This is a genomic window from Streptomyces flavofungini (assembly GCF_030388665.1).
Lineage (GTDB): Bacteria > Actinomycetota > Actinomycetes > Streptomycetales > Streptomycetaceae > Streptomyces > Streptomyces flavofungini_A.
Window position 1 is genome coordinate 4,194,310 of the sequence record NZ_CP128846.1, and the last position, 26,751, is coordinate 4,221,060.

The 26,751-nt window shown below is 64.4% G+C and carries 23 protein-coding genes; 14 read left to right on the forward strand and 9 right to left on the reverse strand.

Annotated features, from left to right (window positions below; genetic code table 11):
- Nucleotides 1-784: 784 nt before the first annotated feature.
- Nucleotides 785-2,494 (forward strand): hypothetical protein, encoded by a 1,710-nt coding sequence (locus tag QUY26_RS17320; protein WP_289947618.1) that lies wholly within the window; start codon nt 785-787, stop codon nt 2,492-2,494.
- A 335-nt stretch (nt 2,495-2,829) separates the two neighbouring features.
- The gene (locus QUY26_RS40935; protein ID WP_354670761.1) at nt 2,830-3,450 is read left to right on the forward strand and encodes an HNH endonuclease; all 621 of its coding nucleotides are present in this window, start codon (nt 2,830-2,832) and stop codon (nt 3,448-3,450) included.
- 54 nt (nt 3,451-3,504) lie between these two features.
- Here QUY26_RS40935 and dndE read toward each other — a convergent pair whose 3' ends face one another.
- From dndE to dndB, 4 genes are read right to left on the reverse strand one after another with little or no spacing between them, the layout of a single operon-like run.
- Nucleotides 3,505-3,885 carry a DNA sulfur modification protein DndE gene (dndE, locus tag QUY26_RS17325; protein WP_289947621.1) on the reverse strand — a complete coding sequence of 127 codons (381 nt, stop codon included), beginning with the start codon at nt 3,883-3,885 and terminating at the stop codon, nt 3,505-3,507.
- Nucleotides 3,872-5,893 carry a DNA sulfur modification protein DndD gene (gene dndD, locus QUY26_RS17330; RefSeq protein ID WP_289947625.1) on the reverse strand — a complete coding sequence of 674 codons (2,022 nt, stop codon included), beginning with the start codon at nt 5,891-5,893 and terminating at the stop codon, nt 3,872-3,874. The genes dndE and dndD overlap by 14 nt, the downstream gene beginning before the upstream one ends.
- The gene (gene dndC, locus QUY26_RS17335; protein WP_289947627.1) at nt 5,880-7,478 is read right to left on the reverse strand and encodes a DNA phosphorothioation system sulfurtransferase DndC; all 1,599 of its coding nucleotides are present in this window, start codon (nt 7,476-7,478) and stop codon (nt 5,880-5,882) included. The genes dndD and dndC overlap by 14 nt, the downstream gene beginning before the upstream one ends.
- Entirely contained in the window at nt 7,475-8,614 is a 1,140-nt protein-coding gene (dndB, locus tag QUY26_RS17340) for a DNA sulfur modification protein DndB (RefSeq protein WP_289947630.1), read from the reverse strand. The genes dndC and dndB overlap by 4 nt, the downstream gene beginning before the upstream one ends.
- A gap of 263 nt (nt 8,615-8,877) precedes the next feature.
- Between dndB and dndA the strand changes: the two genes are divergently transcribed.
- Nucleotides 8,878-10,029 (forward strand): cysteine desulfurase DndA, encoded by a 1,152-nt coding sequence (dndA, locus tag QUY26_RS17345; RefSeq protein WP_289947632.1) that lies wholly within the window; start codon nt 8,878-8,880, stop codon nt 10,027-10,029.
- Nucleotides 10,030-10,044: 15 nt separating this feature from the next.
- On the opposite strand, the gene QUY26_RS17350 is transcribed toward dndA, so the two are convergent.
- The 4 genes from QUY26_RS17350 to QUY26_RS17365 form a co-directional block, all read right to left on the reverse strand.
- Nucleotides 10,045-11,484, reverse strand: coding sequence for a DNA phosphorothioation-associated putative methyltransferase (locus QUY26_RS17350; protein WP_289947634.1), 1,440 nt, complete (start codon nt 11,482-11,484; stop codon nt 10,045-10,047).
- Between the two features lie 244 nt (nt 11,485-11,728).
- Nucleotides 11,729-12,379, reverse strand: a complete 651-nt coding sequence (locus QUY26_RS17355) for a type I restriction-modification system subunit M N-terminal domain-containing protein (protein WP_289947636.1) — start codon at nt 12,377-12,379, stop codon at nt 11,729-11,731.
- A 111-nt stretch (nt 12,380-12,490) separates the two neighbouring features.
- A complete protein-coding gene (locus tag QUY26_RS17360; protein ID WP_289947638.1) occupies nt 12,491-12,973 on the reverse strand; it encodes an NUDIX domain-containing protein in 483 nt (160 codons plus the stop codon).
- A gap of 10 nt (nt 12,974-12,983) precedes the next feature.
- The gene (locus QUY26_RS17365) at nt 12,984-14,204 is read right to left on the reverse strand and encodes a helix-turn-helix domain-containing protein (RefSeq protein WP_354670693.1); all 1,221 of its coding nucleotides are present in this window, start codon (nt 14,202-14,204) and stop codon (nt 12,984-12,986) included.
- Between the two features lie 191 nt (nt 14,205-14,395).
- Here QUY26_RS17365 and QUY26_RS17370 point away from each other — a divergent pair, with 191 nt between their 5' ends.
- The 10 genes from QUY26_RS17370 (at nt 14,396) to QUY26_RS17415 (ending at nt 24,058) form a co-directional block, all read left to right on the forward strand.
- On the forward strand, nt 14,396-15,289 hold the full coding sequence (locus QUY26_RS17370; RefSeq protein ID WP_289947644.1) for an aminoglycoside phosphotransferase family protein: 894 nt from the start codon (nt 14,396-14,398) through the stop codon (nt 15,287-15,289).
- A 78-nt stretch (nt 15,290-15,367) separates the two neighbouring features.
- Nucleotides 15,368-16,618, forward strand: a complete 1,251-nt coding sequence (locus QUY26_RS17375; RefSeq protein ID WP_289947647.1) for a methionine adenosyltransferase — start codon at nt 15,368-15,370, stop codon at nt 16,616-16,618.
- A complete protein-coding gene (locus QUY26_RS17380) occupies nt 16,618-17,550 on the forward strand; it encodes an aminoglycoside phosphotransferase family protein (RefSeq protein ID WP_289947648.1) in 933 nt (310 codons plus the stop codon). Before QUY26_RS17375 ends, QUY26_RS17380 begins: the two co-directional genes overlap by 1 nt.
- A complete protein-coding gene (locus QUY26_RS17385; protein WP_289947650.1) occupies nt 17,547-18,263 on the forward strand; it encodes a histidine phosphatase family protein in 717 nt (238 codons plus the stop codon). The genes QUY26_RS17380 and QUY26_RS17385 overlap by 4 nt, the downstream gene beginning before the upstream one ends.
- On the forward strand, nt 18,256-19,548 hold the full coding sequence (serS, locus tag QUY26_RS17390; RefSeq protein ID WP_289947652.1) for a serine--tRNA ligase: 1,293 nt from the start codon (nt 18,256-18,258) through the stop codon (nt 19,546-19,548). The genes QUY26_RS17385 and serS overlap by 8 nt, the downstream gene beginning before the upstream one ends.
- Nucleotides 19,549-20,571, forward strand: a complete 1,023-nt coding sequence (locus QUY26_RS17395; RefSeq protein ID WP_289947654.1) for a glycosyltransferase — start codon at nt 19,549-19,551, stop codon at nt 20,569-20,571.
- Nucleotides 20,565-21,584 (forward strand): hypothetical protein, encoded by a 1,020-nt coding sequence (locus tag QUY26_RS17400; protein WP_289947655.1) that lies wholly within the window; start codon nt 20,565-20,567, stop codon nt 21,582-21,584. Before QUY26_RS17395 ends, QUY26_RS17400 begins: the two co-directional genes overlap by 7 nt.
- A gap of 644 nt (nt 21,585-22,228) precedes the next feature.
- Complete coding sequence (locus QUY26_RS17405; RefSeq protein WP_289947658.1) at nt 22,229-22,915, forward strand: DUF317 domain-containing protein; 687 nt, start codon at nt 22,229-22,231, stop codon at nt 22,913-22,915.
- Nucleotides 22,916-23,029: 114 nt separating this feature from the next.
- Nucleotides 23,030-23,467, forward strand: a complete 438-nt coding sequence (locus tag QUY26_RS17410; protein WP_289947661.1) for a hypothetical protein — start codon at nt 23,030-23,032, stop codon at nt 23,465-23,467.
- Between the two features lie 93 nt (nt 23,468-23,560).
- Nucleotides 23,561-24,058 carry a hypothetical protein gene (locus QUY26_RS17415; protein ID WP_289947663.1) on the forward strand — a complete coding sequence of 166 codons (498 nt, stop codon included), beginning with the start codon at nt 23,561-23,563 and terminating at the stop codon, nt 24,056-24,058.
- Between the two features lie 85 nt (nt 24,059-24,143).
- Here the strand turns inward: QUY26_RS17415 and QUY26_RS17420 are convergent, their stop codons facing one another.
- Entirely contained in the window at nt 24,144-24,272 is a 129-nt protein-coding gene (locus QUY26_RS17420; RefSeq protein ID WP_289947665.1) for a hypothetical protein, read from the reverse strand.
- A 165-nt stretch (nt 24,273-24,437) separates the two neighbouring features.
- On the opposite strand from QUY26_RS17420, the gene QUY26_RS17425 reads away from it, so the two are divergent.
- A complete protein-coding gene (locus QUY26_RS17425) occupies nt 24,438-26,726 on the forward strand; it encodes a hypothetical protein (RefSeq protein ID WP_289947666.1) in 2,289 nt (762 codons plus the stop codon).
- Nucleotides 26,727-26,751: the final 25 nt, after the last annotated feature.

Sequence of the window (26,751 nt, forward strand, 5' to 3'; positions counted from 1 at the left end):
CTGCTACTGCGGAGTCGGCGACAGTCATCATGTCGAGCCTTCCTTGGAGGCACGCGGGCCCATGAGATCCGAGTGTCCTCGCAAAGACTCTCAGCTCCTGCAGAGTCTCCGCTGCGACGGCACAAGCCTCGGGGGTGATATGAGTGATCACCTCGGCCACCGTCGCTCCGTCTGCGGACGTGGAGCACACACGGCGGCGAGCTGCGTCAGCGAGCGGGCGGCAGGCGGCCTGCTCGCGAGCGTTGGCATGCGCGCGACGAATGGTCCGGCGTGCGTCCCTGATGACGTTCCGGCACGGATGGTCTGGGTCCTCCGCGGCGCGCTTCTCGCCGAGCGTGAGGTTGAGTGTCGAGCACATCGAGGTACTCGCCATCCCATGGACGCTTGCTGTACTTCGCGTAGAGACGGCACATCGTTTCGATACGGACTTCGTTGAGCTGGAGCATGGAGCCCCTCCCCGGTGCCCGGCTGCTGTAAGCCGGACCCACTCAGTCTTGACCCACTCTCCCTTTGGCCGTCGTCGCCAGGTGGTCGACTTCGGCATGAGCAGGTTCTTGAACTGTAGAGCGCGCCACTGACAGTCATCTGCGGAACGCCCACATCTCCTATGGGACAGCTTTGAGGTCCTTCCCCTCACCGTCGTCCCTGCGGATTCCCATCTGTCCGCGCTGGTGCAGGTCACATGGCACGGAGGCGCGAGGAATGCTGGAAGAACGCCCTGTCGGTTTCTGTCACCAGGTAGCGTTGGGGGCGGCTTGGATCATGTCGCTCTGGAGGGCCCTGCGTGAACGCGAAGACGATCACATACACGTACCCAGCACACGTCACGCAGCAGACGGCATCTGGCAAGCCGCTGGTCTTCTTCGCGGCGCCGGCGACCGAGATCGACCGGTGGGTCGGCGTCCCGCAGCGCAGCCGACTCGATGACGAGGAAACGATCGGCTTCCAGCGGCAAGAGAACAAGACTCGCATCCGCGAGCTCTCGAGCTTCTACCATGACGAGCGCAACATCGTGCAGAACCCGCTCCTTGCGGCGCCGCAGACCAAGACGTTGGTGGAGTTCGAAGAGCTCGATGGGCATCCCCAGTTCGGCACGATCAAGATCGTGAGCCCTGACTTCAGCGACACCTCTCTGCTGGACCTCATGACTCAGGTTGTCGAGCAACTGGAGTCACGTGTTCCGGAACTCAAGGAAACGGACCTGGACCCAGATCGCTTGTCTTCGATCATGGACAGAGGGCGCAAAGAGCATGGGCTCGAAGTCCTCACGGAAGAGGACGAAGACGAAGAGGGAGCAGAGGAAAACGGGGGCAACGGCGATGACACGGACGCTGCCAGCGTGCTCCTCACAGACGAGACGCATCTGATCGACTTTTACACCGAGCTCAAAGGACGCATCAAGGTCCTTGGAGCCTTGGACCCAGATGCGAACCCCGACAGGATCCTCGGGTTCGACCGCAATGCCATGATCAGCTACCTCAAGCCGATCATGCTTGTGGACGGCCAGCACCGCCTGAAGGGTGCCGTACTTGCAGCCGAGAGTCTCGCCGAAGGAAGCGAAGGGGAAGACTTCCTGCTGGACGCGGCCGAGGCTGGCAAAGACCCCGGGCAGGCGAAGGCCGAGTTCATCGGCCAGCACTCCCGACAGCTCCCGGTCTCGCTCCTCATGGACGACAGCCCGAGCGAGCACGTCTTTCAGTTCGTGGTGGTCAACCAGAAGGCGACCCCCATGGGCAAGGCGCTCCTGGGCACGATCGTTTCAACCAGCCTGAGCAAGGAAGAGCTCGACCCTGTTGCCCAGCGTCTCAAGGACGCCGGCATCAAGCTCGATGACTCGCAGGCCATTGCCTACCTCACCCGCGCTGATGAAAGTCCTTTCAAGAACTTCGTACAGACAGGCATCACGGGTGCCACCGGGGATCAGAACACCCATCTCCAGTGGTCCGTACTCAAGGGACTCGTCAGTATCTTCCGTGAGCTGTCAGGTGGCAAGCTCTTCGCACAGAAGAATGACTGGGCAAAAGCCTGGGCAAAGTTCCACCTGGACGACAGTTCCTACGTGGCTGCCTTTGACACCCACAAGGAGAAGCTTGCCGAATGGGGTCGCCCCGACGGCCCCTGGCGCGAAGTCTTCATCAGGTTCTACTCAAACATCAGGGAGAAATTTGGCTCCGATGATCCCGAGGCGCTCAACGCATGGGGGACGACGCGAAGCAACCTGTTCAATAAGGTATCCCTGACGATCCTGGCCGCCGACTACTTCGAGTATCTTCGCACCCAGAAGAGGACGCTCAATAATCTGGCTGATGTCGACGCCACCATGAGTGAGTGGCTTGACGGAGTCAATCTCGCCTACTTCAACCGGAACTGGAAAGTCGAGAAGAAGGACACCCCTCTGATTCGTCGCACTTGGGCCCGCCTGTGGAATGACTACCGCAGGAACCCTGACTACCTGCCCAAGGAAGGCGAGTTCAACCCCACTGCAGGGGCGTGATGCAGCCGCAGGAAGTCGGCGATTTCTTCGCCGAGATTAAGAAGGCGCTGGATAGTAACTGGTCAGATGAGGCTTTGAAGTCACTCTCGAAGTACACAGTTCCAGAGGTTATCCCTGGAAACCATGGCTGGCTACTGCGCGGAGATCTCTCCACTGTATGGGCGCGGTGGTTCATCGAGAGTTTGGTGGACCTTGCTCCGTACGAACTGGACACGGAACTCAATATCGGACACCTTCATCGACCGATACTTTCCTTCTTCAATGCGACCAGCCCGCAGGTTCCCCTTGATGAGCGTACGAAGTACGCCAAGGTCCTCACGAAATTTGCCTGGCAAATGATCCTTGCCCGAAGGGCACGGAAGCGAGTGGAAATCGGCATTTCGCTACGTGAAGACCTCTGGGCCTTGGGGCAACCGCAACCGCGCTGCTATCTATGCGGATTCCTTTTCGGGCCCCAGGCTCGGGATAAGTTTCTCCGCGAATCTAAAGCGGGGCCACCAGTATCGAAACTCGTTGACTTCACGCGCCCTCGCGGCCAACTTCCCGCACAGCTATGTATTGAAGTCGACCACGTAATCCCCGTCGCCGAGGGTGGGCAAACGATAGTCGACAACTTGCGCCTAGCCTGCGGCTGGTGCAATTCGACAAAAAATCGATACACGAACATCTACGATGCCACCCCGTGGTCAGGTGGAATATTTCAGCACCCCGCGCTTGGACCCGTGACGCGACCCCAGCCACTCTGGGTATTGCGCACGGTCGCTACTCGCAGAAGGTGCGAGCACCCCGACGGGTGCTCGTCAAAAATTGAAGACAGCGAGCTGTTCGCGGGGCCTAGAAATCCTAAAGGAGCCCTGACGCCTGTGAATCTCGCCGTGTACTGTGAGACTCACGACCCCTGGCATCTAGATAGATGGATTGGACCGAAGCGCCTTGCCGCGTCTTCCACGGCGTAAGTGGGATGCGCTGGCGGGTTTCCAGAATTCGGGCGAAACCCGCCAGCGCATCCATTACGAAGGATTGACTGTTCCGACCAGTCCTTCCAGAGATTGAAACTCCTTTTGACCGCCCAGGTGGCCAATTCCTCGGTGTAGATGAATCGTCAAAGTCTTGGCGACGTTTTCATCCGTCGGCTCTTCCCCGTCGGCAATACAGCGTTGCTTAAGGAGTGCAAGATAGACGTCGCCGTACTGGCCGGCGAAGGTCTTCCATGACATCTCCACAGTCGAATCGGTGACGATGTCCTTAACCAACGGGGTCGACGGGTCCTTGAGTGACATGACGAGGGCCCACCGACACAGAACATTCCAGTTGGGGATCCCGGTCGTGCGCTTCAGCCACGACAAACGATCTTTGGCTGGCTGCGAGAGACGGACGCTATCGAGCGACATGCAGGGCTCCTTCGTTCCACCAGTACCCCTCGACGACGTTGGTGGTGAAGGTCGTATCGTCGTGGACCAGCGTGTAGGTATGGGCTACCGACTTCTTCAGGCGGCCCAGCAGGTATTCGTCGATCTCCTCGTCAGTGGAGAGGAGAAGTACCTGGTCGCTCGCCTGCGGGAAGTATCGGTCCACAAGGTGCTCGCGATGGCGGCTGTCGAGGCGTCCGAGCGGCGTGTCGATCACGCTGGGAAGACGGTTTCCGGCGACTTTCATCAGCCCCCACAGAAGTGAGACGGCTAGGATCTGCCGCTCGCCAGCGCTGAGGCGCCCAGGGTCGATCGTGTCGCCTTGAGAGTCGGTCAGCGTGAGCCTGAAGTCGCCGGCGATGCGGAGGTCTTGGACGAGTCCCCGCTTTCGCATGAGGTCCTTGAAGCTCTGCAGTACAGCCACCTCAAGCCGACTGATATGCCGCTGCAGGAGTGCTTCACCAAAGCGCTCAAGAGTCCCGCGGGCCTTCTCCGAATACTTGATGATCCGCTCGACTTCTTCGGCCTTCACCTTCGTCCGGACGAACTCCTTGTGAGCACGTTCAAGGGCGGCTTCCACGTTGGCCCGACGCCGCTTGAGTTCGGTGGCCCGTTCCCTGCCACGGGCGACCGTGGCCTCCATGCGGGCAAGCTCTTTGAGCTGTGCTGCGCGCTTCTTCTGGAGGTCTTCCACCTTGCTCTGCTCCGGGACACCGGCCAGCTGGCGATCCAGTTGATCGAGTTCCTCAGCAGCAGCGGCAACAAGTGCCAGAAGCTCGCTGGCCCGAGCCTCGTCTCGTACGAGAACCTCGTCAAGCACCGTCAGCTGCGCCAGAGCATCGTGGGGAAGCGCGAAGTCCACCTTCAAGACAGAAGACTTGGAGCGCTTGACTCGGTCTTCCTCCAGCCTCTTCGTGATCGTGTCCCTTGCATCCTCGGGCAAGAGATCGAGCAGCCACTGATCTCGCTTCTCCAAGACGTCAAGGACCTGGCCGGCTTCAGCCGCCGACTGCTCACGCCGGGCCTGCTTGCGGACGTCCTTCAGGTGCGTACGCATCATGAGCAGTGGTAGCGGGCCTGCTGCGACCTGGGCTAGGGACAAACGAAGCTCGGCAAGGCGCTCGTCAGCCCGCTTACGCTCTTGCTCGATCTCGAGACGGCGCTCGAAGAGGCCGCCTCCTTCGTTCTGGAACTCGCGCTCCAAGCTCTCAAGTTTGTGGCGAGCATTCTTCAGCAGAGCATCTTGGTGCTTCGAATCCTGCTCCGCCACGTCCAGCTGTTCCTGAACAGACTCGCGTTCATGCTCCTGTGCACGAATGTTGTCCATCAGGTGCTGTTCCCCATCGGACAGCTTCTGGCGACGTTGGAGTGCGAGCAGGTCAGTGCGGAGCTGTTGCACGGTGCTTACTCCGAGCAAGGAATGCACCGCTGACTCGATGACCGAGGCTGCACGCTCAGGGTCGGCGAGGGACTCGATCTTCTCGCCGTCGAAGAAGGACAGCGATGCCACTTCAAGCGGAAGCAGGTCTTCGACGTAGTCTGCCCAGCCTTCGCTGAGTAGCCTGCTGTACTTCAGTTCTGGCTGAGTACGGCGCCCAGGCTTGGTGACGTAGTTCTCATCAACGGAGACGTTGAGGAATTCCTTCAGGGTCTTGCCGTTGACGTGCCAGCTTCGGGCGACTCTGTAGTAGTGCTCTTTACCGTCGACAGTGACGGTAAACTCCAAAGTGACTGAGGAACCACGTGCCGGGTCGTGCTGTCGGTTGATGCTCTCGCGAAGGTAGGTCTCGTATGCCTTGCTGCCTCGTCCACTGCATCGGGCACGCGGACCGTACAGGGCGAGCTGGATGGCATCGAGCAGAGTCGTCTTGCCGCAACCGTTGAGTCCACCGATCAGGATGATCGGCTTGCTCTTCTTCACGGTGAGGTCGAGTGACTGCTTACCTCGATAAGCGCCGAACTCTTCAAGGGTGATGTTACGCAGGAGCATCAGTGTCGGTCACTTCGTCGAAGGTCGGGTTGGTCTCTACCTCTTCGCGCCACTTCTTCTTGCGCTGCGCGAACGCGACGGCATCGTCACGATCCTCATAGAAGCCCTTCTGCACCGCGCCTTCGAGTGCCTGGAAGAGTCCTGAGCGTCGCGTCATGGTGCGGTACTTGCGCTCGACGGAGAGCAACTCGCGCACCATGTCGTAATGCAACTCGTCGCCGTCACAGACCTCTTTGAGGAGCTCCATCTCATCGGCACCCATGACGAGCTGCTCATCGAGCGGACCACCGGGGAACTCCTCGCCAGTAGCCTTCTTATAGATCGTCGGTACAGAGTCCTCAACCTCGTGCTTGTCGAAGACCCAGATGCGCCGGATCTCCGTGAGCTCTTCGATGCTGATGAGCTCAATGTTGCGGACGTGCTCGGGCGCGTGGGCCCTGATCCAGGTTTGGGCAGTCAGGAGCTCCCTGAGCCACTCCTCCCGGTACTTCTGAAGGTAGGGGCCATGGACGACGCTGAATTCCCCATCGCTGCCACGAGTGAACAGGTTGACTTGTCCGTTCATCCGGCGGAAGTCACGAGCTTGCTTGTCTGGCCGAGGGTGCGGGATCTTCTTGCCGGGCTGGTAGTCGGGGTCCAGCTTGTCCTCAACGAAACCAAAGGGCGAATCGAGTTTGTCCCTCAAGTTCAGCAGAGGGATCATCCACTCCTTCTCTTCGTCATTTTGGATCATTGCCGTCATTGACTTGTCCTGCTCGACCAGCGTGCACGTCCAGCAGCCGAAGCGGCTTGAACCACAAGACGGAGTAGTGGAGTCGACCACCAGCGGGCATTCCCCGTCTTCAGAGGCACCCTGATACATGCTGAGGAGGTCCTGATTGTTGTAGCCCCATGGGTTGGGCTTCTGCATCAGGTACTCCCACACGTCATCGTTGGTCCAGTCCTCAACGGGGCTGTAGACGAGTGAGTTAGGGAGGTTTGCGTTCGGCGAGAGTCGGTCGCGGACACGGCGCTTCTCGTGCTTCTCCATCGCGCGGGCACGGGCCTGGCTCTCAGTCTTGCGAATACCGAGGACCATGATGGCTTCGCCGTGAGCGGCTACGACACTTCGGATGAACGAGTTGGAAGGTTTGATCTTCAACCGCTCGGTGCACCAACGGAACTTGGGACGCGGTGCAGGGTATCCGCGGCCGATGAGGTTGACCCAGAAGGTGTCCTTGATCTCTGGAGTCAGGCGATGCGGCTCGACAGGCAACCCCTGCTCGGCAGCAGCCTTCTCCATGGTTTCGAGCGACGCAGTAACCCAAGCCGCCACTACCGGGTTCTCAACCAGGGTGTCTGTGCTGATGACATGAACCGGCTTGATGAGTTTGTCGGCTGGCAGTTCTTTCAGCGCCGTCCAGACCAGCTGAAGGACTGCGGTGGAGTCCTTGCCACCGCTGTACCCGATCACCCAAGGAACTTCATCCGCGGTGTAGAGCTCGCGCACCTCGTCAGTCAGTTCGGCGACGACGTCGTCGAGCAGCCGACCGTCAAACGGCAGCCGTCGGACGGAGGGCAGGCCAAGGGGAAGGGGGGTATTCATGCATCGCCTCGCAGGTATGCGTCTTCCACGCGCTGCTCCTCGGGGCTAAGCCCGAGACCGAGGTGGTTGCGCAGGTAGTTCACGGTCAGGGTCACGTTCTGGTGGCTCTTGGACACACGGCCGCCGACGATGGCACGTCCCTCCCAGTCGGTATTCGCCCGCGCCCAGTCCACCTGCTCAAGTGGGGCGAGCCGCTTCTGCCACTTGGCCGGCGAGGTGGATTCACGCAGGAGGGAGTTTCCGATTCGCCCGAGGGCATGAAGGGCGATGCCGTGACTATGGATGAAGTCGCGCCGCATCTCGGCGGAGGTGAGAGCACGGGTGCGGACCATCTCCCACTCAGGGAGGGCCTTGTCGATCGTCTCCCAGTACAGCTGAGCCAGCTCCGTAGCAGCGTCTTGCTTGAGGTCAAGTCCTTGGAGGAGCGCCTGCGTTCCGTAGTACAGGGCGCTCAAGGTGAACATCATCCGGGAACGGGCCGAGAGATTGCTTTTCTCCATCTCGACGTAGCCCTTGAAGATCTTCGCCCTTCCCGTCATCTCCCGCACCACCTGGGAGGAAGGGTCCCGGTGGTCGTAGAGAACACCGATGGAGCGCGCCGGACGGACAGCATGCCGGTTGAGGTCGGCGAACATCTGCTGGGATCGATCCAACCCGGCGTCGTGGAAGAAGACGACAGCAATCGTCTCCTCGCCCAGGTCTGGGTTCTCCTTGAGGGCGAGCTCGATGGCTGCCCGTCGGTGCTGCCCATCATTGATCAAGAACCTGGCGTCCATGGGGATGCGGAGCTGCCCTGTGCGGAAGCCTGTGCCATCCGCGCTGTGGCTGTCGAAGTCCATTTCGCCATCGACCGAAGCAGTCAGAGCACTGAAGACGTAATCAGCCGGATTGTCCAGAATATACTTAGTAAGGGCGGGGAGTCTCCCCTTGTTGAGGATGCGTTGCGCCCGCAGCTCCGGAGACAGCTCATCTTCGTCAAAGATAAAGATCTTGGGGATCAGCCGCAGCGGGCACATAGAGACGTAGAACTCTCGACCTGCCTGAATGCCGCGGATCGCAGGGAAGGTGTACTCGAACCCCGTCGAAGTGCGGGGGGCGACGACTCGGGTCGCAGGTGCCACAGCTTCGCTCTCCACTTCGCAACTTTAACGTACTGGCGTCAGCTGGCAGCCATCATTTGACGTACCAACGCTCCCCCTCAGCGCCCAGGTCACGATGGAGCTAGCGCAGGGGCGAAGCGTGAATCGGTGGGCGCCTCGCCGTGACGCCACCCGGCGGGATGACGTGCGGCACCTCTTGTGTTGACAGAGACGGCGGTGCCCTGCAGCGCGTTAACGCGTCGCACGTGTACGTTAACCGATTGACGTACACGATGGCACGAGAAACGTCCTAGAAGTGGGTGGCGGTTGTGGTGGCGTATCTGGATGTGGCAGCAACGACTCGGGTGGACCCCCGCGTGGCGGATGTCGTGCGCCACTGGATGACTGAAGAGTTCGGCAACGCCGGCAGCCGCACCCATGAGTACGGAGCGCGCGCCAAGAAGGCGGTGCAAGAAGCTCGGGCATACCTAGCGGGCTCGGTAGGCGCCAAGACGGAGGAGGTCATCTTCACCTCCGGGGCAACCGAGTCGAACAACATCGCCCTTCTGGGCATGGCTCCCTACGGCGAGAAGAGTGAGCGACGCCACATCATCACGTCCGCAATCGAGCACAAGGCAGTGCTTGAGCCCCTTCAGCACCTGCAGAGCCGGGGCTTCGAGGTCGACTTCTTGGAGCCGGGAGCATCTGGCCGAATCGAGACAGAGGCGGTACTGGCGAGGTTGCGCCCAGACACGCTCTTGGTCTCCCTCATGCACGTGAACAACGAGACTGGCGTCATCCAGCCCGTCGCGGAGCTCGCCGAGAAGCTCTGCGAGACGCCGACATTCCTGCATGTCGACGCCGCACAGGGCTACGGCAAGGTCCCGCAGGACCTCAAGGCCCCCATCGACATGATCAGCATCAGCGGCCACAAGATCGGCGCCCCGAAGGGCGTGGGGGCGCTGGTGACGCGACGACGCGGGTGGGACAAGGTTCCACTGGAGCCGATCATGTTCGGAGGCGGCCAGGAGCGGAAGCTCCGTCCGGGGACGCTGCCTGTGCCGCTGATCATGGGTCTTTATGAAGCAGCAAGGATTTTCAACGAGGGGCAGGCTCGTTGGAAGCGGGACGCCCTTGCGATCCGAGAGCGAATGCTCACCGCCCTTGGCAAGACGCGCTTCCGGATTAATGGGGACGCTGATCGCACCGTGCCCCACATTCTGAACGTGACGTTCGATGGCCTCAATGCGGAGGCGCTGATCGTGCGCCTTAAGAGTCAGGTAGCTGTGGCGACCGGCTCGGCGTGCACCAGCGCGGCGTACACGCCCAGTCACGTTCTGACAGCGATGGGATTGCCGGAGGAAGTTGCAACCAATGGGCTGCGATTTTCGTGGTTCCCGAGTCAGATTGCAGACTTCGACCCGGAGGACGTGGCAGCGACGATCGCTCGGATGCAGCCTGACGCAGTCTGATCTTCGAGGGCTGGGTCAGCCTTCCGGACGCCGGACGAGCCGGTGGCCGCGCAGTTCGCGGCCACAGCGGATGAGCTCGGCTTCCCAGCCCTTCTCGGTGCCGATGAGGTGTGGGTGCTCGTACAGCCCCGCCTTCACCTCGGAGCTGGTGAGCCGGTGGTAACGGTCCACATCGGGGTCGTCCGGTGCCAGGAACTCATGCTTGCGGTGGAGAAGCGGGCGGTTCTCCGAGTTCGCGTAGGACAGGTGTGACGTCTCGAGGGACTTCAGATCCACTAGGTAGGAGGACAAGATCCGCGGGTGTGGGTCCTTGTCGAACTCGGGATAGTCGAGCCAACTGACGGCCCGGCCTTGATGCTTCAGCTTCGCCAGGGTCCATTCCTGTGGGCGGCCGGCGGCGATGGACGCGCAGTGCTCGTACAGGCGCAGGATCGTGGGCATACGGTCCAGGGCGCGCCGATGGACGTACAGCGCGGTCGGTGTCATCTTGCCGATGGCTGAGGCGTTCATGGCGCCGCGCACGTAGGCGTCGTCGCGGAGCTTGAGGAGGAGCCGGTCGGATCGCTGGCAGGCTTCCTTGTACGACGTGAAGAAGGATCGGACGTCGAGCTGCACGCCGAGGGGCAAGCTGGCGAAGGGGCCTCGGCCGTTGAACAGCTCCACCGCCAGGTAGAGCAGAGTGTTCAAGGTGGAGCGCTTTCCGCCCTCAGCAACCTTGCCGGGATCTGCGGTGTCGTTCACCAGTCGCTTCACCTCACCGGGCTTGAGATGCGCGAGGAGTTCGGCCGTCGCCCGGGGCATCTCGTCAATGCGGGGCGGACGTCCCCGCCGCTCCACGTAGTCGACGAGAGCCGTGATCGCGGACGCGGTGTCCTCGGAGGTCAGCCACTCGGCATCTGGGGTGATCCGATGGGCGAGATAGCCGAGTCGGGCTGTGTCGTCCTTGAAGACGTAGACGATGCCGGGGGCCGCCGAGACAACCCGGGCACCGGTGACTTCCTCGACGTAGGAGCGCAACTCACTGGCACCGAAGAGATGTTGGAAGGTCCGGCGGCTGGTGAGCAGGCCGTCACCGAATGCCTCGCCGCGGACTTTGGACTTCTCCCAGGTGAGACGTGCGGAGACGATCAAAACGGTGCTGGCGAGTTCCCAGGCGCGCTTCAGGGTTTCACAGCGTTCAGCCGAGTCCTCGATCACGTTCAAGACGTAAGTGAGGAGGACAACCGAGGAGGGCTCAGCGCGCGTCTCCGAGCGGTAGTAGGGGTCCCAGCCGACGACCTTGCAGTCCAGTCTTTCCAAGGCCCGTACGTCGTCGCCGCGTCCACAGCCGTAGTCGAGGATCGTTCTGTCAGGCGTGAGCTGTCTGTCGGCGAGAGCTTGGCGGGCGGGGACGGAGAGGGCGACACGGCCGATGGCAGTGCGGCGGCGATCACTGTTCCAGGTCTGTTGCTGCATTGAGCCTCGCTGCATCTCACGAACCTGGAGGCAGCGTAGTTGCGGGCAGCACTGGGCGGGACCTCTTCGAGGAATTGCTTGATCCCAAGGTGCTCGGGGCCGAGGCTTGGGCTTCGTAGCACTCAGCCCCGAGCAGCGTTCCGTGGACGAGGGTGATCAATCCCTGCTCGTGGGCGTGGAGAGCGAGGCGGTGGCTTCGTTGCCCTGCGCAGGGACTGAGGGTGATCCGTCGAGTCGGTACTGCTCAGACTGCACCAGGTACATGCGGCAGAAGTCCCCAGGGCCCTTGGCGTCGAGGTGCATCAGGTCGTCGAAGGATCCGTGCTCCGTCACGCGGCCTTGGTCGAGGACGTAGATCTCGTCGGCATGCCGGACGCTGTGGAGGCGGCTGGATGATGTGCCGAGGCGTACGGAACTGGCCGTTCTGCCCTGCCGTAGCGATCTTGCCGAGCCTGTACTCGTACAGGTCGCCCTTGATGTCCTTGTCGCCCATGTCGATGCCGTTGATCATGTCAACAGCCTTGGCAAGCAGGTTCGACGTAGTAATGGTGAAGCGAGCGTCCTTCATGTGGTGCGCGTAGGTGGACTCCTCACCACCCAGCGCGCGAAGCCAGGGAAAGACGCCGTCACGCACCTGTGTGAGCATGTTCTCGGGAGACTCGTTGATGAACACCGACCAGCGCAGAACCTGGGTGACGTCCGCGTAAGTCGGGTTCTCGACGGGACGCCCGGTGCGGTTGGCCTTGTTCTCTTTGGCCTGTTCCAAGATGTCCAGGCGCCGAATGAACATCAGGTAGGTGATCTGCTCGATGACCTCCAATGGGTTGGAGATCCGGCCAGACCAGAAGGCGTCCCAGAGTCGGTCGATCTTGCTCTTCAGCTCACCTGTAATCACGCAAGCAGGCCAGCGTGTCGCACTGACACACGCGGCCGTGTCGGCCGGGGAACAGCGGGCGCTGTTGGGCGAGCGGCGTGTCACGCGGAGCCTCTGACCAGGCACCCCACGCTACATGGCGGCCTCTGGCGCCACTCCACGCTCCAGGTATGCAGTCACCCCGTCGGCACGGGCTTCAATGCCAGCAGCGATACGGCGCACGAGGCGAGGGATTGTGAGGGCTGACAGTTCCCGGGTGTCGTGGAAGGCGTAGCCGCGGAGCTCGTCGGCTTGAAGCTCGATGTGCTGGCACTCATCCGCGGTGAGGCTGCCCCCGTCGAAGAGGTAGAGCACCTTGTCGCCCTCCCCCGGATTCGGCGCCCAGTCCACGACGAGCAGGCGGCCGATCGCGGGCTTGATGCCGAGCTCCTCCTGGACCTCGCGCACGCAGGCTTGCAGGGGCGACTCCCCCGTCTCGACATACCCGCCGGGGATATCCCGATAGTCCTTGTACGAGGGCTCGACGAGCAGGACCCGGTCGGCATCGTCGAAGAACAGCGCGCCGGCGGCCATGCGCGGGTGGGCCATTTTCGCTTCGTGCTCGTTCTCGCTCACGAGTCGGACTCTAACCGCCGACCACGCCGAGCCTGCGGGCCAGGTCGGCCACCGGCTGGGACGGGCGGCCTCGGGTGCCGCGGATCCAGCCGATGACCAGTTCGCGACTCAGGTAGTGGTGGCGCACCTGCTCGGGTGCGGCTCGCTCGGCTTCCAGCAGCGCGGCCAGGGCTTCGTCGGTCCGGTTCCAGGCGCTGAGGGCTCGGGCGACTTCCAGGCTGTGCCTCACGCGCCGTTCTACAGGCAAGCCGCTGGTGTCGATGCGCTGCCCGAGGTCGGCGGCGATCTGGATATCGCCGAGTTCTCCGGCGGTGGCGACGCAGTGGATGGCCACGTTGGTCGGGCCGAAGGCCGTCCAGAGGTGGTTCGCGTCGGCGCCCAGTCGTTGTGCGACCTCATCCGCTTCGCGGAGGAAAGTCTGGGTGGTCGCACGGTCCTCCGCTCGGGCGGCCGCCATGGCGCCGGTGAGGAAGAGCGTGCCGTAGACCGAGAGGTACTCGTCGTTCGCGGTGCCCAGGCCGGGCTGCATGACGGCCGCCGCGTCGTTCACCAACTGGATCGCCGCAGTGAACCGGCCGGTGGCCATCAGACAGTGCGTGACCGCCCGGAAGAGCGAGCCCGTCACCGTGTTCTGGCCGCTCCGTTGCGCTGCCGCCAGGCCGCGGTCGGCCGCGATCCACGCCAGTTCCGACTCCCCGACCTTGCCCAGCACCATGGCCGCACCGTGGTAGGCCAAGGCGAGTTCGGCATGGGCCTCCTCCCCTTCACGCCCTGAATACGAGCGGGAGGCCGCGAGGGCATCAGCGAGGACGAGGGGAAGCCGTCGGGTCGCGAAGCCGTACTGAGACACCTGGTAGGCGTCGAGGACTTCCTTCACTGCTGCCCGCAAGCCCGCCAGGGTCGGCGGTTCGTCGTCGGGTGGGAGCCCCAGCAAGGGCGTGAGCTGCTTGTAGTCCATGAGCGCGTCACGCAGAGCGGGCACCGTACGGCGGCCGCTGTCACTCGACCACTCCAGGAGCGTCGGCTCGGCGAGGAGATCCCCGAGCGAGACGTCGAGAGCCTCGGCGAGTGAAGTGATCACCGAGAGGCGGTCGAGCTCGATCCGGTTGTTCTCCGCTTTGCTCAGCCAGTCCGTGGTGCGGCCGACGAGACCGGCCAGGACCTCTTGGGAAAGTCCGCGTCGGCGCCGGTACCAGGCAACGCGTTCGCCGATGGTCAAGTTCTCTGTCATCCCTCGCATGTCCTGAGCATCACCTCGTGGCCGGAATCGACCCCGGAAGGTTTTTCCGGGGTGCTGCGGGGCGCCGCGCCTACTGTCGCAGCAGACCGAGAAAGCCGCAGGGCGATGGGGGTAACTCCCGTCAACCCAGTGGACTTTGGCGATCGGCTCTGCTTCTCGAACGGGACGGAGGTGTGTGGAGGATGCGCAGTACGAAGACCGTGGATCCATGGGTCGGACAAGGGCTCGGGCCGTTCGGCGTGGCAGTCCTCAAGCCGTACTCCAGAACGCGGTTCGCCACGGACGGCAGTGCCGTGCTGAAGGTCTACGTCGGCATCGACCCCGAGGGTCGACGTCGACGGGAGGCCACCACGGTCCAGCGTGCTGCCCTGCGCGGCATCTCGGTTCCGACCGTCCTGGCGACGGGGTGCGACGAGGCCGGGTCCTGGACAGTGTTCCGGGCGGTGCACGGGACGCCATGCTCAGTGGATACCCGCAAGGCGACGGAGGACTACATCGGTCACGTCGTGGCGGTGAGCGGCATGCTTCACCGGCCCACTGCCGGCGCTACTCCTGGCCCCGGCTGGGCGGCACGGACTGACAGCACTGTTTCCGCAAGCCAGTTCCTACTGGATCAGTTCTCGGCACGCTGCCGGTGGATGCCCTGGTGGGCTGCGTTGCGGGAGGCCCTCCAAACGATCGACACCCACCCGTCCGTTCACCTACATGGCGATCTGAAGCCCGAGCACATCCTCGTCGCCGGAGGGCGTCTGCACGTCGTCGACTGGGAGGCGAGTGCCTGCGGCCCAGCCGTTCTCGACTACACCGACGTCGTCTTCCACCTCGTACGTGACCTGCTGTACGAGGACGTAGCGCCGGCGCACATTCCAGTCGATCTCGCGGACCGCTTGCCGTTCTGCGGGGCGGTACTCGCCTGGCGTCTGCTCCTCTGGCTCGATCGCCGACGCACCCAGGACATCGACCTCGTCACGACCCACGACGTCGTCCGACTCGCTGCTGAAGAACAGGCCGTCGCTGCGTACAGGTCACTCGCAGCGATCGTGGCGCATCTCCGCGCCTCCGGCGTTCCCTGCTGAATCTCGACCGCACCGCTCGTCCAGGCGTACTGACGCCTGCGCTCATCCCCTTCTTCCCACCCCGAACGGGAGTTCGTGATGCCTCGTACGAGCACGATCATCGGCAACAGCCACCTCGTCATCGACACGGCCATGGCCAGACCGGACGCGACGACCATCGTGGAGCGGAAGGGTCTCGGTCACCCGGACACCCTCGCCGATCACCTCGCCGAGGGGCTGTCCCGTGCCTACAGCCACCACACCGTCGCGCGCTTCGGCGCCGTGCTGCACCACAACTTCGACAAGGTCGCTCTCCTGGGCGGCGCCAGCGAAGTCCGTTACGGGGCAGGCGAGATGACCGCCCCGGTCCGTGTCCTGGTCAATGGGCGCGCGGCACCGATGTGCGGGGGCGAGACGATCCCGGTCAAGGAGATCGTCGAGGCCGAGGTGCGGGAGTTCTTCGCCGAGCGGCTTCCCGAGGTCTCGGACCACCTCGACATCGTCTTCAACATCACCAGCAACTCCAGCCCTGGGGCGGTTCTCACCGGCGACGGGACTCCCGACCGCACGCGCTGGTTCAATCCTCGCTCCGTCGACGACCTTCGTGAGCGCCGGGTGCGGCTTTCGAACGACACGTCGCTGGGGACTGGCTGGGCCCCCGAGAACGCCTTCGAGACCTTCGTCCGCGACCTGGTGAACCACTTCTCCGGCGAGAGCGAGTTCACCCTCTCCCACGCGTGGTGCGGATCCGACGTCAAGGTCATGGGCTTCTGGGATGGCGACGAGGCCGACATCGTCCTGTGCGTGCCGCAGAAGTCGCGGCACGTCGCCAGCCGGGCCGAGTACATCCGCAACAAGGAGACCGTCCTCGCCGAGTGCCACCGGCTGGCCGGCCTCCGGCTGCCGGGCGCCCAGGCGCGTTTCCGGCTCAACGCCCGCGATGTCCCCGAGAAGGACGAGCTGTACCTGACCTACACCGGAAGCTCGATCGAGTCAGGGGACGAGGGCGTCGTCGGGCGCGGCAACCGGGTCAACGGGCTGATCACGCCGCTGCGGCCGATGAACCTGGAGGGCGCCAACGGCAAGAATCCCGTCTACCACGTCGGCAAGCTCTACAACATCGCCGCGCAGCGCCTGGCCCACCGCCTGCACGAGACCACCGACGGGCACGCGGAAGTACACCTGGTCAGCACCACCGGCCAGCGCCTGGACGAACCCTGGCGCATCCTCGTCCGCCTTTCCGCCCCGGACACCGAGGTAGACAAGGTGCAGGCCCTCGTCACGGAGGTACTGGGTGAGTTCCCGGCTCTGACGGACGAGCTGGTCTCGGACGGGATCGAGCTGAGCTGATGACGAAACGGACGCTCGGAGAGATCCCCGCGGGGTGCAGGCAACGGCTGCTCGCGCACTATGGGCCTTCGGTCAAGCCGTGGCTCGATGCCGTCCCAGGTCTGCTGGCACGTGCGGCAGGGAGGTGGAAGCTGACGCTCGTGGCGTACCACGACGCCGGCCACGCCTCGGTGATCGCGACCGCGGCCCGTCCCGACGGGCGTCCGCTGCTCCTCAAAGCATGGGTTGATCCATCTCGCTTTCGCCACGAGGTGGAAGCGTTACGGCTCTGGGCCCGTGGCCCGACGGCAGAGGTCGTGGAGGCCGCAGACGACCTGGCCGTGGCCGCGCTCGAACTCATCGGAGGGCAACCCGGTGGCGCGGTTCGGCCGCGGCGGGAGCTGCAAATGGTGGCGGCGGCCGTCCACGGGCTCCACACCTTGGGGCGCCACAGACTCCGGTCGGAGCAGCTTCCGCTCCTCACCGACTACCTCGCCCACGATGTCCGTCCGCAGATCGAGCGGCGGGTGCGCGATCTCGACCTTGGTGGCTGGCGTCCCCTCGTCGAAGCAGGGTTCGCTGCTGTCGCCGATCTGGAGGAGGGCTCCCGCCGGGCGACGGTGCTGCACGCCGACCTGTACCGGGAGAACGTCTTGTTCGACTGGCGGGGGCACCCCCGGCTGATCGATCCACTCCCCATGGTGGGCGACCCCGCGTTCGACTGGGCGTTCTGGTCCGTCTACTACGAGCTCGGTCGCGGGACGTCCGTACGGCTGGCCGTCGCCTCACGTGCGTCCCGGATCCCCGTCCCCGTGCTCGCACCCTGGTGCCGACTCCTGGCGGTCCACGGCCTCCTCTTCTACGTGGAGTCCGGCGACCCACGCGCGACCTTCATGGCCACCGTGCTCAGCGATCTTCTGGCGACAGAGACAACCCCTCGGAGCGGATCGTGACGACGTACATCCTTCGCCATGGACAGACCGACTACAGCAAGGGGTACCTCGTCAACGGCGACCCGACCAAGCAGATTCTTCTGACCGACGAAGGCCGACAGTCGCTCGGCCGTGCGTGGAACGTCCTCCCTCTCCATTCCGTGGCTACCTGGCTGACCAGCGAATTTCCCCGAGCTCGACAGACTGCCTCGCTACTCATGGGCGTCCCCTCGCCCGAGCTGGTTGTCGACGCCCGGCTGAACGAACTCGACTACGGGGAGTTCGAGGGAAAACCCTTCCTCAAATACGCGGCCTGGCTCGACGAGCACGGCCCGCGTCGGCGCCCGCCGGGTGCCGCGGAGTCGCAGCACGAGGGCATACGCAGGCTGCTCACCGGCGTCCTCACCGCTCTGGAGCACCCGGGGCCCCGCGTCCTGGTCGGGCACGGCCTGCTGGTTTCCGTCCTCCACTGGCATGGAGATCGCGCGGCCGGCGAGCCCATGCCGCTGTTCTTCCCCGAGGCTCCCTATATCGAGCCGCTCACCATCGGCGACGACGATCTTTCCCTCTTGGCCACGGAGCTCTTGGATGATCTTGAATCGACCGCTCTGCGCGAGATCACCGCCGGTGGTGACGCGACGATATTGCGGATCGGCGAGGGGTCGGCGGTTGCTACCGTCGATGCGGTATCCCCATCCCACTCGCCGGATAAGAAGGATCTTCCCCATGCATGATGCCCGCGCCCTGATTGAAATGGGTGCCGAAGCGGTACGTCGGCTCGCGCGTCGCGGTTACTCCCTGGACCTGTCCCGGCTGGAAGACCTCCAGTCCCGGCGCAACCAGAGCATCCGCTCGGCCGACGAGCTGCGGGCGGAGTCCAAGCGGGTGGCGAGCGAGGTCCAGCAGACGGCCAAGCAGAGTGGGGACATCTCCAAGCTGAAGGAGCGCGCCCGCGAGCTGAAGGACCAGATCCGCGACATCGAGGCCGCACAGGAGAAGGTCCAGGAGGAGCTCACCGAGCTCCTGCTGACCATCCCGAACCTCCCCGACGACGAGGCCCCGGACGGCGACTCGGAGGAGTTCGCGGTCGAGATCCGGCGCGTCGGCAACCCGCCGGCGTTCTCGTTCGAGCCGAAGGACCATGTCGACCTGGGCGAGGCCACCGGCATCCTCGACTTCGCCCGCGCCACCAAGCTGTCCGGTTCGCGCTTCGCGGTCTCCCGAGGCGCGGGCGCCGCCCTGGAGCGCGCGCTGGCGACGCTCTTCCTCGACATCCACACCCGCCGCCACGGCTACGTCGAGCACGGGGTTCCGTACCTGGTGACCCGCAAGACGATGACCGGCACCGGCCAGCTGCCGAAGTTCGAAGAAGACCTGTTCAAGACCGGCGCCGCCGATCGCGACCTGTTCCTCATCCCGACGGCCGAGGTCCCGCTGACCAACCTCTACGCCGACGAGATCATCCCGCCCGCCGAGCTGCCCCTGGCCCTCACGGCGCACACCCCGTGCTTCCGCTCGGAGGCGGGCTCGTACGGGCGCGACACCCGCGGCCTGATCCGCCAGCACCAGTTCTCCAAGGTCGAGATGGTCAAGATCGTCGACCCGGAGACGGCGGACGCCGAGCTGGAGACCATGGTCGGCCACGCCGAGGCGTGCCTGAAGGAGCTCGGCCTCTCCTACCGCGTGGTCAAGCTGGCCGCCGGCGACACCGGCTTCTCCGCCCAGCTCACGTACGACATCGAGGTCTGGATCCCGAGCCAGAACACCTACCGGGAGATCTCCTCGATCTCCAACTTCGGCACCTTCCAGGCCCGCCGCGCCAACATCCGCACCCGCGGCGAGGATGGCAAGCCCAAGCTCGTCGCCACGCTCAACGGCTCCGGCCTGCCCGTCGGCCGCACCCTGGCCGCGCTCCTTGAGCAGTGCCAGCAGCAGGACGGCTCGCTCGTCCTCCCTGAATCTCTCTTCCCGTACCTCGGCTTCCGCCGGATCTCGGCGGACGGAACACCGGAGGCATAAGTGCTCGTCGGCGTCTGCGACTTCCCCGGTAGCTACGCCTTTCCACCCGCCGGATACGGCGGAATCGAACGATGGCTGTGGGCGGTCGCCGTAGGCGCCCGAACCGCAGGCGCCGACGTACACCTCCTCGGACCGGGCTGGCTCGCTGACCTGGAACACGGCTGGGTCCGCAAGCCGGTCCGCCTGGAGGACATCACCACCGGATCACTCGCCGAACGCGAGCTCCGCGCCAACGGCTACGACCTCCTGGTCGTGGGCCACGAATACCCATCACTGCCCGCGTGGACCCGCACGTGGAGCGAACTGGACTGCGACGTCGCCACGTTCCAGCACTCGCCGGTCTTCCAGCACACCGACGCCGCGTTCGACGGCAAGCGCTCCCGCCTCTACTGCTACTCACCCGAGATGATCGAGCGGTACGCCAGATGCGAGCCCATCCCGGAACTGGCCGTACACTTCGGCCTCGACGAAGCCGAACCACCCGCCCTCGCCGGGCGCGACCTCGTATGGCTCGGCCGCGTCGATGCCGAGAAGGCGCCCCATCTGGCGACCCGTGCAGCCCAGTTACTCGGCCGCCGGATACGGATCGTCGGCCCGGTCTTCGACGAGGAGTACGTACGCCGCCACGCTCGACTCCTCAACGCCGACCACATCGAGTGGGTCGGCGAACTCGGCGGCCCCGCCAAGACCGCAGCCATCCACGAAGCCTCCGTCTTTGTCTACACGTACGCCCGCACCTACGTAGAGGCCGGAGCCGCAGTCTTCGGAGAATCCCTCCGCGCCGGCACACCCATGGCCGCGCTCACCTGGCGCACGGGCACCTGCGCCGAAGCCGCCCTCTGCGACGCGACCGGCACGATCGCCGTGGCCGACCCCGAGGCGGACGACGAGACCGCCGCCCAGCAACTGGCGCACGCCATCGAGCAGGCGGAGAGTCTGGATCACCGGGAGGTCCAGGAGGTCGGCCTCCATCGCTTCGACCCGGCACGGCACTTCACCGCGATGGCGGCACCACCATGCTGACCCGATCGGCCAGCTCGGCCGGGGACACGCTGGCCCGACAGATACCCGCTGTGCTCCGCGCGAGGTTGGGGCCGCACTGGGAGTTCACGACCGACGCCGACCGCATCGAAATCCGGCACCCATGCCGAGGCACTCCCTACAGGCCCCCACGTAGAAGCCCCTCGTGGAGGGAGCTGCTCGACAGCCTGGAGACCTCCTTCGCGGGTGACGGAGCCGCTCGCGATACCTGTCTCCCTCTCCGCTGGGGCAGGGATACGGAACTGACCATCTCCGCGGTACAAGCCCTCGACCCCCTCCTCAAGGACGGCAAGCTCCACACCTACCGAAGCGGCTTCCTCGCCCAGCCGGTCGTCCGCTTCACCGGCCAGCGCGATGCCACGGGCCTCCTGAAGGACGGGTTCCTCACCTCCTTCGTCAACGTCTCCCGCGTCCAGCCCGTGAACAACCTGGACGAGTACGGGGCCGTCCTGGACGGCTGGCTGACCACGCTCTCCCAACTCGGCTTTCATGCACGCCACTTGCGGATCTACGGGACGCTGCATCCGTGGCGTCGGCGACAGGTCGAAGGCATCACACTCCGCTTCGCCCACCGGAACCTCACCCTCGGGGACATCGTCCTCCTATGGCACACCGACCACCCCGATCGCCTGGCGGTGGACCTCGGCACGGGCCTGGAACGTCTGGCGTGGGCACGCACCCAGACCCGCTGGAACGAGCTGATCTACGGTCGCTACGCTTACGCGGCACCACTGGCGACGTTGGACGCTGTCCGCACCGCCACGCTTCTCCTGGGCTCCGGGATCAGCCCTGCGGCCCGGGGCGCCGGCGGGGTCACCCGCCGCGTCGTGGGCACGATCGCCCCGGATGCTGTGCGCCTCGGTGTCAGTGCCGTCGTCCGAGACGCGCACGACTACTGGTCGCTCTTCGGCCCTCTGCAGGTTCCGTGGCCAGAGGTTGCTCGCGCCATCGAGGAGGAGACAGCACGTTCGGCCAGCTCGGCAATCCAATCCTGAGGATGGCACCCCACTCGTGCGTCATGCGGCGAGGTAGGTCGGTCCGATCGCCGGGGCTTTCTCCAGATCTGCCGCCGCCAGCCATGCGTGTTGGCTACCGTCCCCGGATGAAGTCACAGGTCGCCGAGATCACTGAAACTTGCACCTGCCCTGCGAAGGACAACGTCTGCCAGGACTGCAAAGGCGAAGGGTGGGTGACGCCGTTACCCGAGGACGGACGCCGACGTGACGCCACTGGCAGTTGTACCTCGTGCGCCGGACGGGGAGGCCACCACCTGCCACACGACTCGACGTGCCCGGTGACGCAGAAGCACCCTGGGCTCGAGTACTTCGCACCACAGCTCATCAGCGACACGGGCAACATCACGTTCTTCAGTACCGGCAACGCACTCGCTCGCCCAGAAGTGCGGCAGCGTCTCGCGCGGATTCTGTTCGGGCCGCTTCCTTGAGGACCCGACCCGCGCCATCAGTGGGTTCCTCCGCGCAAGTTCGCCTGAGGCAGACAGGAAAGTCCTCGGAACTACTGGTGCGCTGTCGAACTGCATGCCAACGTACAACGCTATGCCGAAGACCCCGAACCCACGGAGACGCCCCTGTCCCCGCACCACCCCGACGATCCCTCCCACCGCGAGATACCGGGCCCGATGTACTGGGTCACCCCGCGCCACCTGGCCGGTGACGACGACGCTCTCGCCGAGCGGGTCGGCGACACCCTCGTCGGCCTTGAGTGGCGTATGTGGCCGACTGCACGCGACACGATTCTGTACGTGAGCCCGAACGGGCTGTGTGGCGCCGAGTGGATACGCGCCAGCTATCCGTTCGAGCTCGGCGGCCTTCCTGTGGCCTGGCAGTTGAGTGCTCGGCTACATGCCGACTCCGCGATGCCGGAGTGGAACGCGTACTTCACCGCTGGCGTCCCCCACGAGGCACTGACCGATCTCCTTGTCGCGATCGACGGCTACGACAAGGCGGACTTCGGCGTCGAAGGTCCCGAGATGGTACTCGCCGCGCTCGGAGCCCAGGGCTGGGCCCGCGATGTGGACCGACCCCGCGCCGGCGCCTCGGACCCCGGGTTCTCCTGCACGTTCTCCCTGGAGCTGCTGCCGCCGCTCGTCCGGGATTCCGACCTGCGCCCTGACGGCGTGGGCTGGCAGGCGTGGGCGGAACCCGTTCTCGGCGCCCCGTACCTGTGGTGCACGAGCTTCAGTGCCAGCATCCCTCACGGGTTGGTCGCAGCGTTCGCCTCCTCACTCGCCTCGCCGGTCCCGGTATCCCGCCGCACCCTGCCCATAAGTGCCGGGGGCCGGCTCAGCATCGTCAGGCGCGGCTGACACCTCCCACCCTGCTGTTACCCCGGCGCTCGGAGCGGCTCCACGCCACTCGTCGCCAATCCCCTTGCGTTGCCGATCCCGTTGCACCTGCCCGATGACAGAGATGGAGACTCCATGTTCCGACGACGCGCTCGCGCCGACCGTGAGTTCCGTGAGGCCCAACGGGCGGGGTTTGCTCTCCTGCAGATGCACGCCCAAGAGCCGTGGTCCTTCGACGGCGTCCAGACGCCGGTTGCGCCGACCGACGCCACGGAGGGACCCGACTTCCTGCCGCCGGAGTTCCGAGCACCGTGCCGCCAGGACGTCTCGGGCTTCATGATGCGCTGGGACCTGCCGCTCGTAATCGACGGCGAAGTCCACGCGTGCCACTGCGGCGCGTACCGGAACTGGATCGTCTTCAACATGCGCGACGACTCGGTCTGGCTGCGCTGCGAAGCCGGGCACGAAGCACAGGAGACCCGGCTGGACACCGCCTGGTACAACCGCAACTCCGGTCCAGTCGACCGCTTCCACCCCACCCTCGAAGACGGCCTTCGCCACCTCGGCCACTGAAAGCACGAAACCCCTTCCCCCGCCCCTGCGTTCGTCGGCCCCGGAGGGCCGACCCGGTCAGACATCCGTCTCGCATCACCAAGGGGTTTCCGTATGCGCCGCTCCACCACGACCGCCCTCGGCTTCGGCCTCGGTGCCATCGTCACCGTCCTCACCCCGACCGGCTGCGCCGGCCCCGCCGAGACCGCCGGCTCGTCCACACCCACGCACCGGGGTGGCAGCTCCCGCTCTGTATCTGCGCCGCTGTCCTCGGCCCAACTGGACGAGCGGCTGTTGGACGAGAGCGACCTGGGCGAGGGCTACATACGCAAGTCCGAGACTTCTCGCCGCGATGATGACGTCACCGTCATCGGCTGCCCGGCACTTCAGAAGCTCGGCAGCGACGCGGCCACCGGCTCCGGCCTCGACTTCGCGCACAAGGCGAAGGCAACCTTCGCCTACACCGGCAGCAGCGCGTCACTGATCAGCGAGGACCTGTACAGCGACAGCGCCTCGAAGCTGTCCAAGGGCATCGTGCTGGTAAGTCCGGCTATCGAAACTTGCGGAATGCCGTCCCCAGAAACCTATCCGCCGGGCCAGGTCCCGGTTTGACCCGCAGGTCGCTCATGCGGGTGCCGTCCGGACTTCAGTTCCGTTGCGCCGCCACCAACAAGGGCGGCGGCGCAACGGTGCTTGGTTACAGCTCGTGGTCCAGAAGCCAGCCGATCACAGCCCGGGTGGCGCCGGAGAGGATGGCGGCAAGACCGGTGATGGCGAGCTTGGTGCGCGCTCGTCGTTCCGGACGATCGAGTCGACTATGGGGCATTGAGAACCTCCGTGGTTCGCGGATTCTGATGAGCGGCTGGCCAGCTCCGACTCCACGATTCCTGCAGCAGGGGCAGCGCATCTCAGTTGCGATGGGGCACGATCACGGAACCGTGGATGCGCTGTTCAGACCACGACCCCAGATGGTGAGCGAGAACATGGTGCGATGAGTGGAGACAAGAGGAGAGAGACGACGCGGCGCCCGCGTGTGATCGCGCGTCCGCCGGTTTCCGCGGGGCCGCTGCGAGACCTCAAGGACCTGCTGTACAAGCTGTACCTGGACGCAGACGCGCCGACCATGGAGGCGGTGGCCGCAGCGATAGCAGAAGACGATGGACTGCTGGGTGCGCCGAGCAAGGACACCGTGCACCGCTGCCTGGTTTCGACCGAAGTTCCGCCAAACCAGGCCGATGTAGCTGCGGTGGCGGTGGTGTTGGCGCGGATGGCGGCGTGGGACCCGAATGACGCTCAGGCGCGAGCGCGGGACTTGTGGGTGCAGGCCCGCATGGCTGGGCCACTGGGGCAGTCAATCGCCGAGTGTGACCCCATGGCGCTGGAAGTCCACCGTGCCATTGACGCTCCGCTGGTAGACGACGGGGCTGAGTTGCCGCGGTTGCCGACGTATGTGCCGCGTGCGCACGACCAAAAGCTGCGGGAGGTAGTTGACCGAGCGGCAGCCGGAATCACTGGAATCGCTGTCTTGGTCGGCGGCTCATCCACCGGCAAAACCCGCGCTTGTTGGGAAGCGGTCCAGCATCTGCCTGCGGGCTGGCGGCTGTGGCACCCCATCAATCCAAGTCACCCGGAGGCAGCGCTCGAGCACCTGCCTGCGATCGGCCCGCGCACTGTGGTGTGGCTCAATGAAGCCCAGCACTACCTTGACACTTCCGGGGAGTCCGGAGAACAGATTGCAGCTCGCCTGCGTGACGTGATGCGCGATCCTGATCGCGCTCCAATTCTCGTGCTGGGCACATTGTGGCCGGACCACTGGGATGCGCTGACTGCTGCACCCTCGTCAGGCGATGCGCCACATGCTCATGTCCAGGCCCGGGCGCTCCTATCCGGAACTGCCATCCGCGTGCCAGCACGCTTCGACGAGGCGGCACTGCAAAGCCTGCAGACCGCCTCTGTCGGCGACGCACGGCTCCGCCAAGCCGTTGAGCAGGCTCAGCAGGGGCGGATTACACAATATCTTGCAGGAGGCCCCGCTCTGGTCGAGCGTTACGAGACCGCACCGCCAGCAGCGCGGGCCCTTGTCAATGCTGCGATGGATGCCCGCCGATTGGGCCACGGTACGGACATTCCCATGGCATTCCTAGAAAGCGCGGCGTGGACCTATCTCGACGAATTTGAGCAGGACCAGCTCGGTGACGATTGGCTAGAGAAGGCTCTTGCCTACACCGCAGCCGCAGTGCATGGAGTTCGTGGTCTGCTGGCTCGCCGCCGACAGCGCCTTCCCGGATCTGACACCACGAACCTTGATTCGCTGACGTACCGGCTAGCCGATTACCTTGAACAACATGGTCGGCTAGAACGCCGCTATCTCATGCCTCCTGAAGGTTTCTGGAATGCTGTAGCAGAGCACATACATGTACCCGATTACCTCATGAACTTCGCCAATGCCGCCCACATTCGATGGCGAAAGCAGCTGGCGACAGAGCTCTATGGGCGGGTCACCTCCACTCACCCTAAGGCGCTCGCGAAACTAATCTCGCTTCTCATCGAAGCGGATAAAGACGAGGAAGTGAAACGCCTGGCTCACATGGCAACAGACATCGGTGATTCATTCACACTGGTGCAAATAGCCACGACGTACGCGGGAAAGGGAGTTCGGGGCAAGGCGAGGGACTTCGCTCTTCAAGCCATCGATGCTGGCCAACTCGACACCCTGGAAGTGGTGGACCGCGTATTAGCAGGCAGGAGGGAGACGGCCGGAGGCGCTTCCTTCGAGATTCCCGGCGACGACGGCCCCCGCCCGCGATCAGTTGGCCAGCCTCTTCGAACACGCAGAAGTCCACAAGATTGGCACGAAGCCCCGGTGTGGTTTTACCCAGCCAGCTCAGGAAGTGCGCCTTGGGTACTAGCCGAGGTCGCCGGGCGGCAGGAAGAAGCCGAGCGCCTTGCGGCGGAGGCCGCTGCGGCAGGAGCCACCTGGGCCTGGCTAAACGTAGCGGCTGTTCGCCTAGAAGCTGAGGATCGAGCCGAGGCGGTCGACCGCCTGATTCATCTCGCCGCCGATGCTGGCGATCTCTCCGCCCTGCAGTGGCTGGCTGGAAGGAGGGCCGCAGCCGGCGACAATACGGAGGCAAACCGCTTGGCTCTTTTAGCACTCAATGCAGGTAACCCGGCCGCAGCAATTCATCTAATGTTCGATGAAGAGGGTTCTGATCACACGCATCTGCAACTGATGAGATACGGATTGACGATCGAAGGGAAGATCTCCGGGCCCTGGTGACGCGGAAATGGCGGTGCCTCGAAAT

Coding starts and splice junctions, on each gene's coding strand:
- QUY26_RS17350 (WP_289947634.1), bottom strand. CDS start 11,484: ATGCAGCAACAGACCTGGAACAGTGATCGCCGCCGCACTGCCATCGGC.
- QUY26_RS17400 (WP_289947655.1), top strand. CDS start 20,565: ATGCTGACCCGATCGGCCAGCTCGGCCGGGGACACGCTGGCCCGACAG.
- QUY26_RS17365 (WP_354670693.1), bottom strand. CDS start 14,204: ATGACAGAGAACTTGACCATCGGCGAACGCGTTGCCTGGTACCGGCGC.
- dndD (WP_289947625.1), bottom strand. CDS start 5,893: ATGCTCCTGCGTAACATCACCCTTGAAGAGTTCGGCGCTTATCGAGGT.
- QUY26_RS40935 (WP_354670761.1), top strand. CDS start 2,830: ATGATCCTTGCCCGAAGGGCACGGAAGCGAGTGGAAATCGGCATTTCG.
- QUY26_RS17425 (WP_289947666.1), top strand. CDS start 24,438: ATGAGTGGAGACAAGAGGAGAGAGACGACGCGGCGCCCGCGTGTGATC.
- QUY26_RS17375 (WP_289947647.1), top strand. CDS start 15,368: ATGCCTCGTACGAGCACGATCATCGGCAACAGCCACCTCGTCATCGAC.
- QUY26_RS17370 (WP_289947644.1), top strand. CDS start 14,396: ATGCGCAGTACGAAGACCGTGGATCCATGGGTCGGACAAGGGCTCGGG.
- serS (WP_289947652.1), top strand. CDS start 18,256: ATGCATGATGCCCGCGCCCTGATTGAAATGGGTGCCGAAGCGGTACGT.
- QUY26_RS17415 (WP_289947663.1), top strand. CDS start 23,561: ATGCGCCGCTCCACCACGACCGCCCTCGGCTTCGGCCTCGGTGCCATC.
- QUY26_RS17420 (WP_289947665.1), bottom strand. CDS start 24,272: ATGCCCCATAGTCGACTCGATCGTCCGGAACGACGAGCGCGCACCAAG.
- QUY26_RS17410 (WP_289947661.1), top strand. CDS start 23,030: ATGTTCCGACGACGCGCTCGCGCCGACCGTGAGTTCCGTGAGGCCCAA.
- QUY26_RS17380 (WP_289947648.1), top strand. CDS start 16,618: ATGACGAAACGGACGCTCGGAGAGATCCCCGCGGGGTGCAGGCAACGG.
- dndE (WP_289947621.1), bottom strand. CDS start 3,885: ATGTCGCTCGATAGCGTCCGTCTCTCGCAGCCAGCCAAAGATCGTTTG.
- dndC (WP_289947627.1), bottom strand. CDS start 7,478: ATGAATACCCCCCTTCCCCTTGGCCTGCCCTCCGTCCGACGGCTGCCG.
- QUY26_RS17405 (WP_289947658.1), top strand. CDS start 22,229: ATGTACTGGGTCACCCCGCGCCACCTGGCCGGTGACGACGACGCTCTC.